Below are 15,729 nucleotides of genomic sequence, written 5' to 3' on the forward strand. Positions count from 1 at the left end.
CTAAAGATATAGATCCAGGCGTTTTCGGCATTCACCCTGTAAGAAGAGGCCACGCTTTTGCGGTAGCCTCATTGCCCGTCAGAAACAAGGAGACTTTCATGGCTGCACCCCTTTCCCCTGCAGAAGAAGCACTTCGCGAGGCAGCGCGCGAATACCACCGCTCGCCCGTCAAGGGCAAGATCTCGATCACCCCGACCAAGCCCCTGCTGAACCAGCGCGACCTGTCGCTGGCCTATTCGCCGGGCGTGGCGTACCCCTGTCTCGACATCGCCGCGGATCCGGCCACGGCCTCCGAATACACCGCGCGCGGCAATCTCGTGGGCGTCATCACCAACGGCACGGCCGTGCTCGGCCTGGGCAACATCGGCCCGCTGGCCGCCAAGCCGGTGATGGAAGGCAAGGGCTGCCTGTTCAAGAAATTCGCCGGCATCGACGTGTTCGACATCGAGCTGGCCGAGAACGACCCCGATAAGCTGGTCGACATCATCGCGGCGCTGGAGCCCACGCTGGGCGGCATCAACCTCGAGGACATCAAGGCGCCCGAGTGCTTCTACATCGAGAAGAAGCTGCGCGAGCGCATGAACATTCCGGTGTTCCACGACGACCAGCACGGCACGGCCATCATCTCGGCCGCCGCGCTGCTCAACGGCCTGGAGCTGGTCGGCAAGAAGATCGAGGACGTGAAGATCGCAGTCTCGGGCGCCGGCGCCGCAGCCATCGCCTGCCTCGACGTGATGGTGGGCCTGGGCGCCAAGCCCGCCAACATCTACGCCTGCGACTCCAAGGGCCTGATCTACATGGGCCGTGCGGGCGGCTTCGACGAATCCAAGGCACGCTACGCCCAGAAAGACACCGGCGCCCGCACCCTGGCCGACGTGGTGAAGGACGCCGATGTGTTCCTGGGCTGCTCGGCCCCGGGCGTGATGACGGCCGACATGGTCAAGACCATGGGCACGCAGCCCATCATCCTGGCGCTGGCCAACCCCGAGCCTGAAATCCGCCCCGAGCTGGCCAAGGCCGTACGGCCGGACTGCATCATTGCCACGGGCCGTTCGGACTACCCGAACCAGGTCAACAACGTGCTGTGCTTCCCGTACATCTTCCGCGGCGCGCTCGATTGCGGCGCCAGCAAGATCACGGAAGAAATGAAGCTGGCCTGCGTGCGCGAGATCGCCGACCTGACCAAGGCCGACATCAGCGAAGAGGTGGCCACCGCCTACGCCGGCCAGGAGCTGGCCTTCGGCCCCGACTACATCATTCCGAAGCCCTTCGACTCGCGCCTGATCCTGCGCATCGCCCCGGCCGTGGCCAAGGCCGCCGCCGCCTCGGGCGTGGCCTCGCGCCCGATCGAAGACATGGACGCCTACCGCCAGCACCTGACGCGCTTCGTCTACCAGACCGGCATGTTCATGCGCCCGGTGTTCAGCGCCGCCAAGATCGCCACCGCCAAGCGCGTGGCCTACGCCGAAGGCGAAGACGAGCGCGTGCTGCGCGCCGCCCAGTGGGCCGTGGACGAAGGCCTGGCCAAGCCCATCCTGGTGGGCCGCCCCGCCGTGATCGAGGCGCGCATCAAGAAAGCCGGCCTGCACATCCGCACGGGCATCGACTTCGAGATCGTCGACCCCGAGGACGATCCGCGCTTCCGCATCTACTGGGAAAGCTTCCACAAGCTCATGGGCCGCCGCGGCGTGACGCCGGAGGCCGCCAAGACGATGGTGCGCCGCTCGAACACCACCATCGCCGCGCTGATGATGCACCTGGGCGACGCCGACGCCATGATCTGCGGCCTGGTCGGTCGCTTCGACGTGCACCTGGAGCACATCCGCAACCTGATCGGCCTGAAGCGCGGTGCGCCGGGCTTCGCAACGCTGAACGCGCTCACGCTCGACAAGCGCACGGTGTTCATCACCGACACCAACGTGAACGAAGACCCCAGCGCCGAGTTGCTGGCCAGCATCGCGCTGATGGCCGCCGAGGAAGTGCGCCGCTTCGGCCTGCCGCCGAAGGTGGCCTTCCTGTCGCATTCGAACTACGGCACCTCCAGCCGCGGCTCGGCCCGCAAGATGCGGCTGGCGCGCGACCTGTTCGCGCAGATGGCGCCCGACATCGAATGCGACGGCGAAATGCACGGCGACGCGGCGCTGTCGGAAGAAATCCGCCGCACCGCCCTGCCCGAAACCACGCTGAGCGGCGAAGCCAACCTGCTCGTGTGCCCGAACCTCGACTCGGCGCACATCCTCTACAACGTGCTGAAGATGACGGGTGCCAACGGCATCACCGTCGGCCCGGTGCTGCTGGGCGCCGCGAGCTCGGCGCACGTGCTGACGCCTTCGTCGACTGTGCGCCGCATCATCAACATGACGGCGCTGGCGGTGGCGAAGGTCACGGTCGACAAGTAAGAGCCTTCAGCCGGTGGGTGTTTTTGCCCGCCTTCGGTGCCAAAAACGCGGCCTCGCCGCGTTTTTGCATTTGAGGGGTGCAAAGGCGCACCGTCTCGATCCACTGGAAGGGTTCGCACCAATCGCGTGCGGGCACCGTTTTTGCTTGAATGCCGAAGCATTCACCTTCCCCTAACGGATCGATCTCCGCATGAACAAGCGCCAACTGCTCCAGTCCTTCCTCGCCGCCTCGGCCATCTGCTTCGGCCTCACACCGGCCCTTGCACAGAGCCCGACGCCGATCAAGTTCCAGCTCGACTGGCGCTTCGAAGGGCCGGCCGCGCTGTTCCTGCACCCCGCGGCCAAGGGCTACTTCAAGGCGGCCGGGCTTGACGTGACCATCGACGCGGGCAACGGCTCGGGCGGCACCGTCACGCGCGTGGCCTCGGGTGCCTACGACATGGGCTTTGCCGACCTCGCGGCGCTGATGGAATTTCACGCCAACAACCCCGACAGCCCCAACAAGCCGGTCGCGGTGATGATGGTCTACAACAACACGCCGGCCTCGGTCATGGCGCTCAAGAAGAGCGGCATCACCAAGCCGGCCGACCTTGCCGGCAAGAAGCTGGGCGCGCCGGTGTTCGACGCGGGCCGCCGCGCGTTCCCGATCTTCGCCAAGGCCAACAACATCGGCGCCGTCAACTGGACCGCCATGGACCCGACGCTGCGCGAAACCATGCTGATGCGCGGCGACATCGACGCCATCACCGGCTTCACCTTCACCTCGCTGCTCAACCTCGAGGCGCGCGGCGCCAAGACGGCCGACGTGGTGGTGCTGCCCTACCCCGACTACGGCGTGAAGCTGTACGGCAACGTCATCATCGCCTCGCCCAAGCTCATCAAGGAGAACCCGGCGGCGGTGAAGAAATTCCTCTCGGCCTTTGCCAAGGGCGCGAAGGAAGTCATTGCCAACCCGGCCGTGGCCATCGAATCGGTGAAGGCGCGGGACGGCATCATCGACAGCAAGCTCGAAACCCGCCGCCTGCAACTGGCCATCGACACCGTCATCAACAGCCCTGACGCACGCGCCGAAGGCTTCGGCGCGGTCAACGCAGGCCGCATGTCGCTGATGGCCTCGCAGGTGTCGGACGCCTTCAACACCAAGACGCGCGTGAGCCCCGACGCGGTGTGGACCGCTTCGCTGCTGCCGCCCGCCGCTGAACTGAACATCCTGCGCAAGTGATGGCGGACGCATCGCAAGACGCGGCTGCAGCCCCCTTCGTCGATTTCCAGGACGTTTGGCTCGCTTACAACGAAGAGCTGCTGCGCGCCAACCACTTCGCGGTCGAGGCCATCGACCTGAAGGTCAAGCGTGGCGAATTCATCGCCATCGTCGGCCCCTCGGGCTGCGGCAAGTCGACCTTCATGAAGCTCACCACGGGGCTGAAGATGCCGTCGATGGGCAGGATCCGCATCGACGGCCAGCCGGTGACCGGGCCGCTCAAGATATCGGGCATGGCCTTTCAGGCGCCGTCGCTGCTGCCGTGGCGCACCACGGTCGACAACGTGCTGCTGCCGCTGGAAATCGTCGAGCCCTACCGCTCGAACTTCAAGGCCAAGCGCAAGGAATACGTCGAGCGCGCACGCAAGCTGCTGCAGAAGGTGGGCCTTGCGGGCTATGAAGACAAGTTTCCGTGGCAGCTCTCGGGCGGCATGCAGCAGCGCGCGAGCATCTGCCGCGCGCTCATCCACGAGCCCAAGATGCTGCTGCTCGACGAGCCCTTCGGCGCTCTCGACGCATTCACGCGCGAAGAGCTGTGGTGCATCCTGCGCGACCTCTGGACCGAGCAGCAGTTCAACGTGATCCTGGTGACGCACGACCTGCGCGAATCGGTGTTCCTCGCCGACACGGTGTACGTGATGAGCAAGAGCCCGGGGCGCTTCGTGGTCAAGCGCGAGATCGACCTGCCGCGTCCGCGCGAACTCGAGCTCACCTACACGAAGGAGTTCACCGACATCGTGCTGGAGCTGCGCGGGCACATCGGTGCCATCCGCAATACCGGCATCAGCGCGGCGCAGACGGCTGCGGCCGTGTCTCACTGAGCGGGCGCACCATGAAGAACACCAAGCAAATCGAACGCTGGTCGCCATGGCTGCTGCTGGTCGCGGTGCTCATCCTGTGGCAGGTCATCTGTGCGGGCTTCGAGGTTTCGGACTTCATCTTCCCTAGCCCCTGGCGCATCTGGACGCAGTTCTGGGAATACAAGGAAATCATCGCGGGCCACGCGTGGCGCACCTTCTGGGTCACGATGGCCGGCTTTGGCCTGGCGATCGTGGTGGGCGTGCTGCTGGGCTTCGTGATCGGCAGCTCGCGCATCGCGTACGCGGCGATCTACCCGCTGATGACGGCCTTCAACGCACTGCCCAAGGCGGCCTTCGTGCCTATCCTCGTGGTGTGGTTCGGCATCGGCGTGGGGCCGGCGATTCTCACGGCCTTTCTGATCAGCTTCTTCCCGATCATGGTCAACATTGCGACCGGCTTGGCCACGCTGGAGCCGGAGCTCGAAGACGTGCTGCGCGTGCTCGGCGCCAAGCGCTGGGACGTGCTCATGAAGATCGGCCTGCCGCGCTCCATGCCCTACTTCTTCGGCTCGCTGAAGGTGGCGATCACGCTGGCTTTTGTCGGCACCACGGTGAGCGAGATGACCGCTGCCAACGAAGGCATCGGCTACCTGCTGATCTCCGCCGGCTCGGCCATGCAGATGGGCCTGGCCTTCGCGGGCCTGATGGTGGTGGGCGCAATGGCCATGCTGATGTACGAGCTTTTCAGCGTGATCGAGAAGCACACGACTGGTTGGGCGCATCGCGGGTCGCAGAATCAGTAGACCTTGAAGCGAACCGTGGTCCGAGGTGAAACTCGGAGGTGGGGGCCAGCATGTTCGCCAATTCGCCCGCCAACACCAAGGCATGAGCATCGAAGCCGATCTCAACATCGCCGAGATTCCCTACGAATCGGGAGCGATCAAGTTCCGCTATGCGAGGGTGCTGTCGCCCGACAAGACCCGATGGGTTCGGCACGGCCTCTTCGTTGCTTATCACGAGAATGGCACGGTTGCATCCGAAGGGCAGTACGTCGACGGCAAGGAGGATGGGCTTTGGCGCGACTTCCATCCGGACGGACGGGCTGCAGCCGAGGGCCGCTATCGCGAGGGCCAGGAGGTCGGCGTGTGGCGATTCTGGAATCTCGACGGAACCGAAGAGCCGGGCACGAACTACGACAACTGACGGCCAACGGCGGTTGCCCAGCCTTGCGACAGAATCCAGGATCGATGGGAGCCACATCCACATGTTCTTTTCTCGCAAACCGAAGCAGCCTCCTTCGAGGCTCATTCAACTCCACGAGTACCTCGACATTCTCGAGGGAGGCACCGAGGATCACGCCGCAAGCGACGCGGTCAAGCGCAGTGCCGTGGAGCTTGTGCACAGCCTTCGTGAACCCCTGCGATTGAACGCATGGGAGGCTCCTGAGCTGGCGCAGGTCTTCGCCCGCCGCTCCAAGGCGGACGATGCACTGCTGGTTCATGTTCCGCTCGGCATCCCCGATTGCTTCTTCATCGCCATATTCAGGAACGGTGCGCCCGCCGCGCAGGACTACCTTCTTTTCGACATCGGCGCGGAGTACCAGCAGCCCATGCTGGATTGCCCCGATTTCGGCGTGGCGGAGGCGGCGAACGAAGCCAACATCCGTCACTGGGTCCCCTTGCTGCAAGACGATGCAGACGCGTTCGCAGTCATCGAACTGCGTGGCGGCACATACATGCAGGTGTTCGCCGATCCCAAGGGCTTTCATCTGGAGCACCAGTTGGTCACCACCGGGGCGCACTACCGCAGCACCGAGCCCGTCAGCGCCGATCAGGCCGTCGACACCCTGGTGTCCTACGCATGCGGAAAATACGAGTGGGCTTACAAGCACTGGGAGCGGCTCGAGTTGTAGGCCGCTGCGCTCGAAGGCTTTGCCGTGCAGGCCGTGTGATGGCCCTTGGTGCCGGCATCGCCTGAGCCATCAACCGAGCAGCAGCGAAGCCTCGTCGCGCCAATAGGCCACGGCGGCGAGCCAGCCTTCCCACACGCAGCCGTTGCAGCCGCGCCCGCAGCAGGTGGTGGGCTCGGGCGGCGGTGCGCGCATCGCAAGCCCTGCGGCATCGAGCAATGCCTGCACGCGCGCGATGAGCGCTTGCGCGCCGGCGAGGTTCGTGGGTTCGGGCAGCCGGTCGATGGCGTTCATGGCGGGCAGATCTTCATGCGTCAAGGTTCAGCTCCAGCCGCATCTTCGCGCCTCCCGATTCGCTCGACCCGATCGTGAGCTGCCCGCCGTGCAGGCGCGCAACCTCGGCCACGAGGTGCAGCCCGAGCCCCGCGCCGCGACCGCGCGGCACGAGCCGGTGGAACGGCGCCACCACGCGCTCGCGGTCCGCTGCCGGAATGCCGGGCCCGGAGTCGAGCACCTCGAAGCCCGATGGCTCCCACAGCCGCACCTGGATGTCGCAGCCCTGCCCGCCGTGCTCGATGGCGTTCTGGATCAGGTTGCTCAGCGCGCGTTCGAGCGAGGGCGCATCGCCGCGCACCCACAACGGTTGCGGCGCATCGACCGACAGCGTGCAACGATTCATGATCGCCAGCGGCGCGATGTCGCCCGCCACGCGCTCGCACAGCGCCTTCAGGTCGACCTGCTGCTGGTCGTGCACCGCGACGTGGTCCAACCGCTGGAGGTCGAGCAGTTGCTCGGCCAGCGTGGCGAGCCGTGCCGAGGCCTGCATCAGCTTGACCTTGAGCGGGCCGTCCTGCAGTCCTTCGAGATGGATCTGCAGCGTGGTGATCGGCGTGCGCAGCTCGTGTGCGGCGTCAGCGAGGAAGCGCTCCTGCCGGTCGTAGCCTTCGTTGAGCCGGTCGAATGCGCGGTTCACGGCGTTGACCAGCGGGCGGATCTCGCTGGCCACGTTGGCCAGCGGCAGGCGCGTGGTGCGCTCGTGCACGTCGATGCTCTCGGCATGCTCGGCCGTAGCCACCACGCCCTTGAGGCCGCGCTTCACCACGAAGGGCGTGGCCAGGATCACGCCGAGGCAGGTCACCAGCGCCATCGGCGCCACCAGAAAGAGAAAGGCGATGCCCGTGCCCTTGAGCGTGTTCCTCACCGTCAGCGGGCCGCCGGTCTGCACCATCACGGCCACCAGGCCCGCACGCGTCTCCGCGCGCTCGAAGCGGGCCTTGGGCCGGGTGTTGTCGTCCTCGGGGTTGAGGGCCATGCGCTCCATGTCGCCGAGCGCGTTGAAAAGCGCGGAATAGGCAGGCGGCACGTCGCCGCTGCGCACTTCCGAGCCGTGGGCATCGCGCGCGATGAACCAGAACGGCGGATCGGCCTTCTGCAGGCGCTGCACTTCCGCCGTCGGCTCGACCACCAGTTGCCCATCGGGGCCGCGCGCCAGCGCGCGCTGGATCACGGTGACGGTCTCCTGCCCGGTCTCGTCGACCACGCGGCCCAGCACCCAGGCCAGCCCGAGAAAGCCGCCCATCACAAGCGAGCCGACCACCACCTGCAGCAGGATCAGGCTCCAGATCAGCCGCCAGCGCAGCGAGAGCAGGCTCAGTGTCATGTCATGCCGCCATGCGGGCGGCGCAGATCAGGTAGCCGACACCGCGAATTGCATGGATCTCCACCTGCGCACCGGCCTTGTCGAGCTTGGAGCGCAGCCGCGACACATGCGTGTCGAGCGCGTTCGACTGGATCTCGTCCTTGTGCCCGTACACACGGTCTTGCATGGCCTCGCGCAGCACGGTGCGACCACGGTGTTCGAGCAGTGCCTCGAGCACCAGCAGCTCGCGTCGCGGCAGCGTGAGGCACAGCTCGCCCACATGGGCCTGCCGCGTGTGATGGTCGAAGCGTAGCTGCCCGAGCGTCATGACGAGGTTCGCGCGCACTGCTGGGCGCCGCGCCAGTGCGCGCACGCGCGCCATCAGTTCGTCCATCGAGAAGGGCTTGGCGAGGTAGTCGTCCGCACCGCCGTCGAGGCTCAGCACGCGCTCGGCCACGTCGGTCATGGCCGTGAGCACCAGCACCGCGGTGGCGATGTGGTTCTGCCGCAGGAAGGCCACGAGCGAAAGGCCATCGCCATCGGGCAGGCCACGGTCGAGCACGATCACGTCGTGCTGCGCCGACAACGCTGCCTCCTCGGCCCCGCGCAGCGAACTCGCCACGTCGACCACTGCCTGGTTCTGCCGCAGCGCCGAGGCCAGGGCTTGCGCCAGGTCGACTTCGTCTTCGACGAGCAGGATTCTCATGAGGGGTGCGGCAAGGGCTGTGTGCAAAAAAGAAGCGGGCCATTCTAGGAGAGGCCTCATTGCAGCTCATTGCAGAAAGCGCAATGTTCACGCAATGCAGCTGCATAAGCTGGAGCACTGCATGACCTCCCGCCCGGCGACTTCCTCCCTCCACCCTTTCGTACCCTGGTACGTGGCATTGGGCCAGCGGATCGCCACGCTCTGGGTGGTGAAGATGATCGGCACCACGGTCGGCATCTCGGGCTTCTTCGTCGTGTACTTCTGGGTGATGCACAACCCGCCATCGGAGCCGATGGTGATGCCGCTCACGCGGCTCGATCACTGGGTGGGCGTGAGCGACGACGCGATGGTGCTCTACGGCTCGCTGTGGTTCTACATCTCGCTGGCGCCGGCCTTCGCGAAAAACAAGGCAGAGCTCTGGGCCTGTGCGCGCGACGCCGCCATCATGGCCGCCGTCGGCCTCGTGGTGTTCTGGCTCTTTCCTACGACGGTGCCGGTGTTTGCGGTCGACTGGGCGCAGTACCCGGCTCTGCAGTTTCTCAAGGCCACCGACGTGGGTGGCAATGCGTTTCCATCGCTGCACGTCGCGTTCGCGGTGCTGACGGCCGTGCTGCTGGAGCGCCAGCTGCGCAGCGTGCAGGCGCCCACATGGCTGCGCGTACTGAACCTGCTGTGGGCCTTCGGCATCGTCTACTCGACGCTGGCAACGCGACAGCACGTGCTGCTCGACGTGCTCGGCGGCACGCTGCTCGCGGCCGCCGTGAGCTGGGCCGGTACCACACGCGACTGGCTGGTGTGGACCGAGGCCTGAGCCCCAGCACACCGGACAGTCAAGCAGCAGCGCTCGCGGCGACGGACCTGAAAACCTCCAGGGCCGTGTCAATTTCGCGCTCGCCCGTATGACGATGGGTGACGCAGCGCAGCTTGTGCCTGCCCCAAGTCCGGGCCAGCACGCCCAGCTTGCGCAGCGCGGCTTCCCACTGAGCCGCGTCGAGCCCGGTGGCGCTCACGTCGACCTGCACGATGTTGGTCTGCGGCTCGTTGGCGGAAAGCCCACGGAGCTGGCCGATTCCGTGAGCGAGGCGGCGCGCGACCGCGTGATCGTCCGCAAGCCGGCCCACCATGGTGGTGATGGCAACCAGCCCCGCGGCCGCGGCGATCCCGACCTGGCGCTGGCTGCCCCCGAGCAGCTTTCTGTGCCACCTGGCACGCTGGATGGTGTCCGTTGGCCCGGCGAGCACAGCCCCCATGGGCGCGCTCAGGCCCTTGGACAGGCACAGCGAAACGGTATCGACAAAGGCCGTGATCTCCGCAGCTGGCACGCCCAGTGCCACTGCCGCATTCATCAAACGTGCGCCGTCCAGGTGGACGGCAGCGCCCGCATCCCTGGCCACTGCAAACACCGCCTGCATGTGGGTGAGCGGCAGCACCGCCCCGCCGGCGTTGTTGTGGGAAGTTTCCAGACAGACGAGCCCGGTGCGCAGCTTGTTGCGGCCCGGCCCCAAGGCCTGCGCGAGCAAGCCCAGGTCCATGGCGCCGTCGACGCCGGCAATGCCCTGATAGAACGACCCGGTCAGCGCGGCCGCGCCGCGCTCGGTCACGTAGATGTGCGATGCCGCTTCGGCAAGCACGACTTCCTGCCGCCCGGCCTGGGCGAGGATGGCAAGGAGGTTGGCCATCGTTGCGCTCGGGACATACAGCGCGGCCTCCTTGCCCAGCAGTCGGGCGGCCTCGGCCTCCAGCTCCAGCGCGGTCGGGTCGCCGTCGAGCCCGTCGTCGCCGAGAGGAGCGGAAGCGATGCGGTCGTACATCTGCTCTGTGGGCAGCGTCACCGTGTCGCTGCGAAGGTCCACCGGCGGATACATGCTGTCCTGGGTCATTCGGCAGTTGCGCCGGTCGCTTTCACGACCTCCGCCCATTTCTTTCTCTCGCTGTTCAGGAATGTATTGAACGCTTCCGGCGTTCCGGTCCGCACATAGATGCCGCGCGCGGCGAGATTGGCGCGGACATCCGCCGAATCGAGCACCCGGTTGATCTCCGTGTTCATGGTCCGGACGATGTTCTCCGGCGTCTTCGCGGGCACCACCACGCCGTAGAGCGTGTAGTACTCGAAGCCCTTGAAGCCGCTCTCGATGAAGGTGGGAACGTCAGGCAGCGATGGATCCCGCGCTCCCGAAGTCACGGCGAGCGCCCGCAGCTTGTGGTCCTTGATGAGCGGCAGCGCCGAAACGAGGGAGGAGATGTAGAAGTCGACCTGCCCGCCCAGCATGTCCGTCATGGCCGGGCCACCGCCCTTGTAAGGCACATGCAAAACGTTGGCTCCCGCCGTCACGCGCAGGTTCTCGGCCACCAGATGCCCGACGGTTCCGTTGCCGGACGATGCGTACGCAAGTTGCTTCTTCTTCGAGCCCGCCAGCAGCGAAGCAAGGCTGTCGTACGGACTGGAGGCATTCACCACCAGCACCGACACGCCCGTGCCGACCAGCGCAACCGGCGCGAGGTCCTTCGAGGGATCGAAGCTGAGCTTCTTGTAGAGGAACTGGTTGACCGTAAGGTTGCTGGTTTCGCCCAGCACTGCGGTGTAGCCGTCGGGCGGCGACTTCGCGCCGAACTCCAGGCCGATGTTGTTGCCGGCACCGGGCTTGGTGTCGACGACGACCTGCCACTTGGCCTGCTCGCCCAGTTTGGCCGCAAGCAGGCGGCAGACGGCATCCGTGCCCCCACCCGGGGGACTCGGCGAGACCAGGTGAATGGGACGCTCGGGCACCCACGCCGCGGCGGCCGCATGCGCTGCGGCGAGCGCGAGCCCCAAGGTGCATGCCAGGCTCCTGGCGCGCGCGAGACGATGGCGTCGGATGTCGTTCATGAGCGGGTGGTTCCAATCGGGCAGGTTGAATGAATTCAGCGAATCCTAGGCCCGCCATAAAATGAGTAAAGCGAGATATACAAATATCAACTGTGAGGATTTCTCATGAATCTCACGATGCTGGTCACCCTGCGCACCATCCTCGAACAGGGCAGCTTCACCGCCGCGGCCGGCGTCGTGGGCTGCAGCCCGAGCGCGGTGAGCCTGCAGGTCAAGCAGCTGGAGCAGTATTTCGGCAAGCCGCTGTTCGACCGCTCCACCCGCGTGGTGGCGCCAACGGCCTTTGCCCATGAGGTAGTGAGCGCGGTGGGCGACTTCTCCCACCGGCTGCAGATGCTTCGCTCCCGCCCGGTGGTGGAAGTGGCGGGCCGCATCAGGGTCGGCGTGATCACCAGCATGCAGAGCGACGTGCTGCCGCAGGCGCTGCATGAGCTTCGCCGGAAGCATCCGTCGCTGGATGTGGTGGTTCCCCCGCTGAACGACAGCGACGAAATGATCTCCGAGCTGAAGGCGGCGCGGCTCGACGTCGCGTTGCTCGTCAGGCCGGAAGCCGGCGGCTCGCGCCGGCTGGTCTGGCGGGAACTGCATCGCCAGCCCTACGTGTTGCTGGCGCCGCCGAATGCCTCCGGTAAAACCGTCAGGCAACTGCTGGAAGCCTACGACTGGATCGGCTACGACCTGTCTCTTTCGGGAGGACGCGTCGCCGCGCGATACGTGCGCAGCCTGAAACCCGATGCGCGCTGCGTGATGGAGCTGCGCTCGATGGACGCCATCGTTGCAATGGTCGCCCAGGGCCTGGGGGTTTCCGTCGTCCCGCAGCCCAGGCGTCCGCTGGTCGATGCCTATGCGGTGCGCGAAGTGGGCCTGGGAAGTCGTGCTCCGTTTCGCAAGCTCTCGCTGGTCTGGCGAAACTCGGACGAAGGCAGCCGCAATGTCGAGGCGGTTGCACAGGCCTTCGCAACCGCCTTCGGCCTTCAGCGAAAGCCGTGAAAAGCCGGCATTACCAGAAGATCCAGAGGGCCAGGCCACCGAAGATGGCCCATTTCACGAGGTAGTACACGCGCTTGTCCCAAGCCTTCAGGCGCTTGCCGATCACGCGGATCTGGTAGATGTACTTGAAGGCGCGATTGATGCCGCCCGTCTTGTCGCCCGCGTCGTTGGGCGAGCTGGCGGCGGCCAGCAGGTTCTTCGCGAACCAGCGGTTCACGGCGCTGGCCCAGCGGTACTTCAGCGGGCGCTCGATGTCGCAGAACAGGATCACGCGGTCGTGGTCGGTCGTGTTCTCGGCGTAGTGGATGAAGGTTTCGTCGAACACCACGGCTTCACCGTCGCGCCAGTGATAGCGCTGGCCGTCCACGTCGATGTAGCAGCCTTCGACACCCGGCGTCCACAAGCCCAGGTGGTAGCGCAACGAACCGGCGAAGGGGTCGCGGTGGCGCACGAGGCGGCTGCCCGGTGGCAGCTCGGCGAACATCGCGGCCTTGATGGTGCCGATGCCCTTGAGCAGCTCTGTGGTGCGCGGGCACAGCACCGCGGCCGAGGGATGCGCCTCGTCGTACCACTTCAGGTAGAAGCGCTTCCAGCCGCTCTTGAAGAAGGAGTTGAAGCCCACGTCGTTGAACTGGCTCGACGCCTTGATGCTGCCGCCATTGCGCATGGCCAGCGCTTCTTCGCGGATGACTTCCCAGTTTTCTTCGAGCACGCGCATCTCGGGGAACTGCGCGGGCGACAGGTACGGCGTACCCGGCACCTTCGAGAAAAGGTACATAAAGACGTTCAGCGGGGCCAGGAAGGTCGAGTGATCAGAGAGCTGTCTGAAGAAGCGATGCCGCACCTGGCCGCGGAAATGAACGTAGAGCGCACTGAGCGCGAAGATGGCAAGAATGACCCACTTCATTTGGAAAGTGTCCTGTAAACAGCACCGGGTAGTGTAATTCTTTGCACCAAATTGGCCCTGCCCTGGTCCTTTGGCCGTGCGCCAGGCGAGGTTTCAGCTGCAGAGCATTGGCTGCGGCGTATCGGCCATGGCCAGCGGTAGCCGCACGGTGGCCAGCAGGCCGCCGTGCGCGGTTTCACCAAGCGCGACCTCGCCGCAGTGCCGGTCGACCACCGACTTGACGATGGCCAGCCCCAGCCCGCTGCCGCTCTGGCTCTGGTCGGGATTGCGGAAGAAGCGGTCGAACACCCGCTCGCGCAACGCGGGCGGAATGCCGGGCCCCTCGTCTGCCACCGTCAGAAGTGCCTGGGTGCCCTCGCGCGCCACATGCACGACCACCGTACTCCCCGGCGGGCTGTACTTGATGGCGTTGTTGATTAGGTTGTCGATCATCGAGACCAGGCTTTCGCGCTCGCCGAGCACCGGCACGCGGTCTTCGCTCACCAGTTCCAGCTCGACGTTGCGGGCGCTGGCCAGCCCTTCGATCATGGCCAGCCGGTCTTGCACCAGCGCGTCGAGCGACAGCATCACGGGTAGCGCGTTGTCCGAAACCGCGTCGCTGCGCATGAGCTGCAGCAGCTGCCCCACCAGCCGCGCCGCGCGGTCGTTGCTGCGCAGCAGATTGCCCATGAGCTCGCGCTGCTGTTCGTCGGTGCTCTGCTCTTTCAGCGCTTCCACGTTCACGCGCATGGCCGCCAGCGGGGTTCGCAGCTCGTGCGCGGCGTCGGCGATCAGGCTGCGCTCGCGCGAAGTGCTGTCGCGCACCCGCTGCAGCAGGCTGTTGATGCTCTGCACCAGCGGCTGCAGTTCCTTGTGCGGCGGCGCGTACGACAGCGGCGTGAGGTCGGCCGGCCCGCGCTCAGCGGTTTCCTGGCTCACCCGGCGCCACGGCCGCAGCGCAAGGCGCACCGACAGCCACGCGGGAAACACCAGAAAAGGCAAGCTGATGACCAGCGGCAGCAGGTAGTAGCCGCGGTACATCACGGTGACCGTCAACCGCCAGACGCTGGGCTCGGCCAGCATCACGCGAACGTCCGAGGTGGGCGAGGCCAGCGTGCGCGCGCGCCACTCGCGGTTGCCCGCCTTCACGGTCTCGACGCGGTTCGGCACGGTATTCAGAATGACAGGCACGGCCGCCGTCGAGCGGTAGATCAATTTGTCGCCCTGCCAGACCTGCAGCACCGGCGAGGTGTCCGAAGCGGCGTCGCCGTCGCCCATGGTTTCGAGCAGCGCAGCCTCGAAGGCGGCCAGGGTTTCTTGTTGCTTGTCGGGCTGGTCGGCCGTGTTCTTCGCGATTGCAATCACCGACTGGAAGATCTTGTCGAACTTCAGCAGCTCGGGGTCGTCGTAGGAGTCGTACAGCAGCAACGCGATGGCCATGGTCCACAGCAAGGCGACCACCCCCATCTGCGCCAGCAGCAGGCGCCGCATCAGGGAAGGTTGTTTCCAGTTCTTCCAGCGCTGCGCCAGCGCCTGCATCATTTTTGCGTGCTCCGCACGAGCGACTGAACGTCGATCACGTAGCCGATGCCGCGCACCGTGCGGATGTAGCCCTGGCCGATCTTCTTGCGCAGGTTGGAGATATGCACTTCGAGCGAATTGCTGCCGTTGGCCTGGCCGCCGGGCAGCACCTGCTCTTCCATCACGCGGCGCGTGACCACGCGGCCGGTGCGCTTGAGCAGCAAGGCCAGCAGGTCGAACTCGCAGCGCGAAAGCTCCACCGGCTCGCCATCGACGATCACGCCGCGCGTGGGCTCGTGCAGCGCCAGGCCGCGCATGCGGATGGTCTCGTCGTTGAAGCCGTAGCTGCGCCGCGCGAGCGCCCGCACGCGCGACAGCAGCTCGGCCAGCGCAAAGGGCTTGACGAGATAGTCGTCCGCGCCGTCGTCCAGGCTGCGCAGCCGGTCGGTCAGCGCGTCGCGAGCGCTCAGCACCAGCACCGGCAATATCTGCCGGTCGCGGCGCAGGCGGAACAGCAGGTCGAGCCCGTCGCCGTCGGGCAGGCCGAGGTCGAGCAGCACCATGTCGAAGGTGCCGCCGTCGAGGGTGCGCAAGGCGTCGTCGAGTCTGCGGACCCACACCACATCCATGCCTTGATTGGCCAGCGCGATGCGCACGCCGTTGCCCAGGTCAAGGTCGTCCTCAACAAGCAAGAGATTCATGAGCCTCCACGTGAACGAACCACTCCGTTTCCGGAATGTGGCCGGAGTATC

At 66.0% G+C, this 15,729-nt stretch carries 17 protein-coding genes; 8 read left to right on the forward strand and 9 right to left on the reverse strand.

Going from position 1 to position 15,729, the window contains the following annotated elements:
• Nucleotides 1–98 precede the first annotated feature (98 nt).
• Nucleotides 99–2,399, forward strand: a complete 2,301-nt coding sequence (locus ACZYSP_RS26945; protein ID WP_093080533.1) for an NADP-dependent malic enzyme — start codon at nucleotides 99–101, stop codon at nucleotides 2,397–2,399.
• On the opposite strand, the gene ACZYSP_RS26950 is transcribed toward ACZYSP_RS26945, so the two are convergent.
• Entirely contained in the window at nucleotides 2,383–2,604 is a 222-nt protein-coding gene (locus ACZYSP_RS26950; RefSeq protein ID WP_435461260.1) for a hypothetical protein, read from the reverse strand. The genes ACZYSP_RS26945 and ACZYSP_RS26950 overlap by 17 nt on opposite strands.
• Here ACZYSP_RS26950 and ACZYSP_RS26955 point away from each other — a divergent pair.
• The 5 genes from ACZYSP_RS26955 to ACZYSP_RS26975 all read left to right on the forward strand — a co-directional run bounded on the left by ACZYSP_RS26955 (nucleotide 2,590) and on the right by ACZYSP_RS26975 (nucleotide 6,372).
• A complete protein-coding gene (locus ACZYSP_RS26955; RefSeq protein WP_093058142.1) occupies nucleotides 2,590–3,621 on the forward strand; it encodes an ABC transporter substrate-binding protein in 1,032 nt (343 codons plus the stop codon). The genes ACZYSP_RS26950 and ACZYSP_RS26955 overlap by 15 nt on opposite strands.
• Complete coding sequence (locus ACZYSP_RS26960; protein WP_440532251.1) at nucleotides 3,621–4,481, forward strand: ABC transporter ATP-binding protein; 861 nt, start codon at nucleotides 3,621–3,623, stop codon at nucleotides 4,479–4,481. Before ACZYSP_RS26955 ends, ACZYSP_RS26960 begins: the two co-directional genes overlap by 1 nt.
• 11 nt (nucleotides 4,482–4,492) lie before the next feature.
• Nucleotides 4,493–5,263: an ABC transporter permease gene (locus ACZYSP_RS26965; RefSeq protein ID WP_093058140.1), complete on the forward strand. Its 771-nt coding sequence runs from the start codon at nucleotides 4,493–4,495 to the stop codon at nucleotides 5,261–5,263.
• A gap of 82 nt (nucleotides 5,264–5,345) precedes the next feature.
• Entirely contained in the window at nucleotides 5,346–5,663 is a 318-nt protein-coding gene (locus ACZYSP_RS26970) for a toxin-antitoxin system YwqK family antitoxin (protein WP_489017598.1), read from the forward strand.
• A 61-nt stretch (nucleotides 5,664–5,724) separates the two neighbouring features.
• Nucleotides 5,725–6,372, forward strand: a complete 648-nt coding sequence (locus tag ACZYSP_RS26975) for a hypothetical protein (RefSeq protein ID WP_489017600.1) — start codon at nucleotides 5,725–5,727, stop codon at nucleotides 6,370–6,372.
• Nucleotides 6,373–6,441: 69 nt separating this feature from the next.
• Here ACZYSP_RS26975 and ACZYSP_RS26980 read toward each other — a convergent pair whose 3' ends face one another.
• From ACZYSP_RS26980 to ACZYSP_RS26990, 3 genes are read right to left on the reverse strand one after another with little or no spacing between them, the layout of a single operon-like run.
• Entirely contained in the window at nucleotides 6,442–6,663 is a 222-nt protein-coding gene (locus ACZYSP_RS26980; protein ID WP_093058118.1) for an oxidoreductase-like domain-containing protein, read from the reverse strand.
• A 13-nt stretch (nucleotides 6,664–6,676) separates the two neighbouring features.
• Complete coding sequence (locus tag ACZYSP_RS26985) at nucleotides 6,677–8,029, reverse strand: sensor histidine kinase (protein ID WP_097198438.1); 1,353 nt, start codon at nucleotides 8,027–8,029, stop codon at nucleotides 6,677–6,679.
• A gap of 1 nt (nucleotide 8,030) precedes the next feature.
• Entirely contained in the window at nucleotides 8,031–8,714 is a 684-nt protein-coding gene (locus ACZYSP_RS26990; protein ID WP_489017602.1) for a response regulator, read from the reverse strand.
• A gap of 121 nt (nucleotides 8,715–8,835) precedes the next feature.
• Between ACZYSP_RS26990 and ACZYSP_RS26995 the strand changes: the two genes are divergently transcribed.
• On the forward strand, nucleotides 8,836–9,525 hold the full coding sequence (locus ACZYSP_RS26995) for a phosphatase PAP2 family protein (protein WP_489017604.1): 690 nt from the start codon (nucleotides 8,836–8,838) through the stop codon (nucleotides 9,523–9,525).
• A 19-nt stretch (nucleotides 9,526–9,544) separates the two neighbouring features.
• On the opposite strand, the gene ACZYSP_RS27000 is transcribed toward ACZYSP_RS26995, so the two are convergent.
• Both ACZYSP_RS27000 and ACZYSP_RS27005 read right to left on the reverse strand, forming a co-directional pair.
• Nucleotides 9,545–10,594, reverse strand: coding sequence for a threonine aldolase family protein (locus ACZYSP_RS27000; protein WP_489017606.1), 1,050 nt, complete (start codon nucleotides 10,592–10,594; stop codon nucleotides 9,545–9,547).
• Entirely contained in the window at nucleotides 10,591–11,580 is a 990-nt protein-coding gene (locus tag ACZYSP_RS27005; RefSeq protein WP_093058114.1) for a Bug family tripartite tricarboxylate transporter substrate binding protein, read from the reverse strand. Before ACZYSP_RS27005 ends, ACZYSP_RS27000 begins: the two co-directional genes overlap by 4 nt.
• Before the next feature lie 105 nt (nucleotides 11,581–11,685).
• Between ACZYSP_RS27005 and ACZYSP_RS27010 the strand changes: the two genes are divergently transcribed.
• A complete protein-coding gene (locus tag ACZYSP_RS27010) occupies nucleotides 11,686–12,570 on the forward strand; it encodes a LysR family transcriptional regulator (protein ID WP_093058113.1) in 885 nt (294 codons plus the stop codon).
• Between the two features lie 10 nt (nucleotides 12,571–12,580).
• Here ACZYSP_RS27010 and lpxO read toward each other — a convergent pair whose 3' ends face one another.
• The 3 genes from lpxO to ACZYSP_RS27025 form a co-directional block, all read right to left on the reverse strand.
• Entirely contained in the window at nucleotides 12,581–13,477 is an 897-nt protein-coding gene (gene lpxO, locus ACZYSP_RS27015) for a lipid A hydroxylase LpxO (protein WP_093058112.1), read from the reverse strand.
• 93 nt (nucleotides 13,478–13,570) lie between these two features.
• Complete coding sequence (locus tag ACZYSP_RS27020; protein WP_489017609.1) at nucleotides 13,571–14,998, reverse strand: sensor histidine kinase; 1,428 nt, start codon at nucleotides 14,996–14,998, stop codon at nucleotides 13,571–13,573.
• On the reverse strand, nucleotides 14,995–15,678 hold the full coding sequence (locus ACZYSP_RS27025; protein WP_093058110.1) for a response regulator: 684 nt from the start codon (nucleotides 15,676–15,678) through the stop codon (nucleotides 14,995–14,997). The genes ACZYSP_RS27020 and ACZYSP_RS27025 overlap by 4 nt, the downstream gene beginning before the upstream one ends.
• Nucleotides 15,679–15,729: the final 51 nt, after the last annotated feature.

It is taken from the genome of Variovorax sp. F042 (genome assembly GCF_057814215.1).

What these genes read in the sequence shown, in the direction of transcription:
- ACZYSP_RS26945 (WP_093080533.1), top strand. Translation starts at nt 99, where the DNA reads ATGGCTGCACCCCTTTCCCCTGCAGAAGAAGCACTTCGCGAGGCAGCG.
- ACZYSP_RS26955 (WP_093058142.1), top strand. Translation starts at nt 2,590, where the DNA reads ATGAACAAGCGCCAACTGCTCCAGTCCTTCCTCGCCGCCTCGGCCATC.
- ACZYSP_RS26960 (WP_440532251.1), top strand. Translation starts at nt 3,621, where the DNA reads ATGGCGGACGCATCGCAAGACGCGGCTGCAGCCCCCTTCGTCGATTTC.
- ACZYSP_RS26965 (WP_093058140.1), top strand. Translation starts at nt 4,493, where the DNA reads ATGAAGAACACCAAGCAAATCGAACGCTGGTCGCCATGGCTGCTGCTG.
- ACZYSP_RS26970 (WP_489017598.1), top strand. Translation starts at nt 5,346, where the DNA reads ATGAGCATCGAAGCCGATCTCAACATCGCCGAGATTCCCTACGAATCG.
- ACZYSP_RS26975 (WP_489017600.1), top strand. Translation starts at nt 5,725, where the DNA reads ATGTTCTTTTCTCGCAAACCGAAGCAGCCTCCTTCGAGGCTCATTCAA.
- ACZYSP_RS26980 (WP_093058118.1), bottom strand. Translation starts at nt 6,663, where the DNA reads ATGAACGCCATCGACCGGCTGCCCGAACCCACGAACCTCGCCGGCGCG.
- ACZYSP_RS26985 (WP_097198438.1), bottom strand. Translation starts at nt 8,029, where the DNA reads ATGACACTGAGCCTGCTCTCGCTGCGCTGGCGGCTGATCTGGAGCCTG.
- ACZYSP_RS26990 (WP_489017602.1), bottom strand. Translation starts at nt 8,714, where the DNA reads ATGAGAATCCTGCTCGTCGAAGACGAAGTCGACCTGGCGCAAGCCCTG.
- ACZYSP_RS26995 (WP_489017604.1), top strand. Translation starts at nt 8,836, where the DNA reads ATGACCTCCCGCCCGGCGACTTCCTCCCTCCACCCTTTCGTACCCTGG.
- ACZYSP_RS27000 (WP_489017606.1), bottom strand. Translation starts at nt 10,594, where the DNA reads ATGACCCAGGACAGCATGTATCCGCCGGTGGACCTTCGCAGCGACACG.
- ACZYSP_RS27005 (WP_093058114.1), bottom strand. Translation starts at nt 11,580, where the DNA reads ATGAACGACATCCGACGCCATCGTCTCGCGCGCGCCAGGAGCCTGGCA.
- ACZYSP_RS27010 (WP_093058113.1), top strand. Translation starts at nt 11,686, where the DNA reads ATGAATCTCACGATGCTGGTCACCCTGCGCACCATCCTCGAACAGGGC.
- lpxO (WP_093058112.1), bottom strand. Translation starts at nt 13,477, where the DNA reads ATGAAGTGGGTCATTCTTGCCATCTTCGCGCTCAGTGCGCTCTACGTT.
- ACZYSP_RS27020 (WP_489017609.1), bottom strand. Translation starts at nt 14,998, where the DNA reads ATGATGCAGGCGCTGGCGCAGCGCTGGAAGAACTGGAAACAACCTTCC.
- ACZYSP_RS27025 (WP_093058110.1), bottom strand. Translation starts at nt 15,678, where the DNA reads ATGAATCTCTTGCTTGTTGAGGACGACCTTGACCTGGGCAACGGCGTG.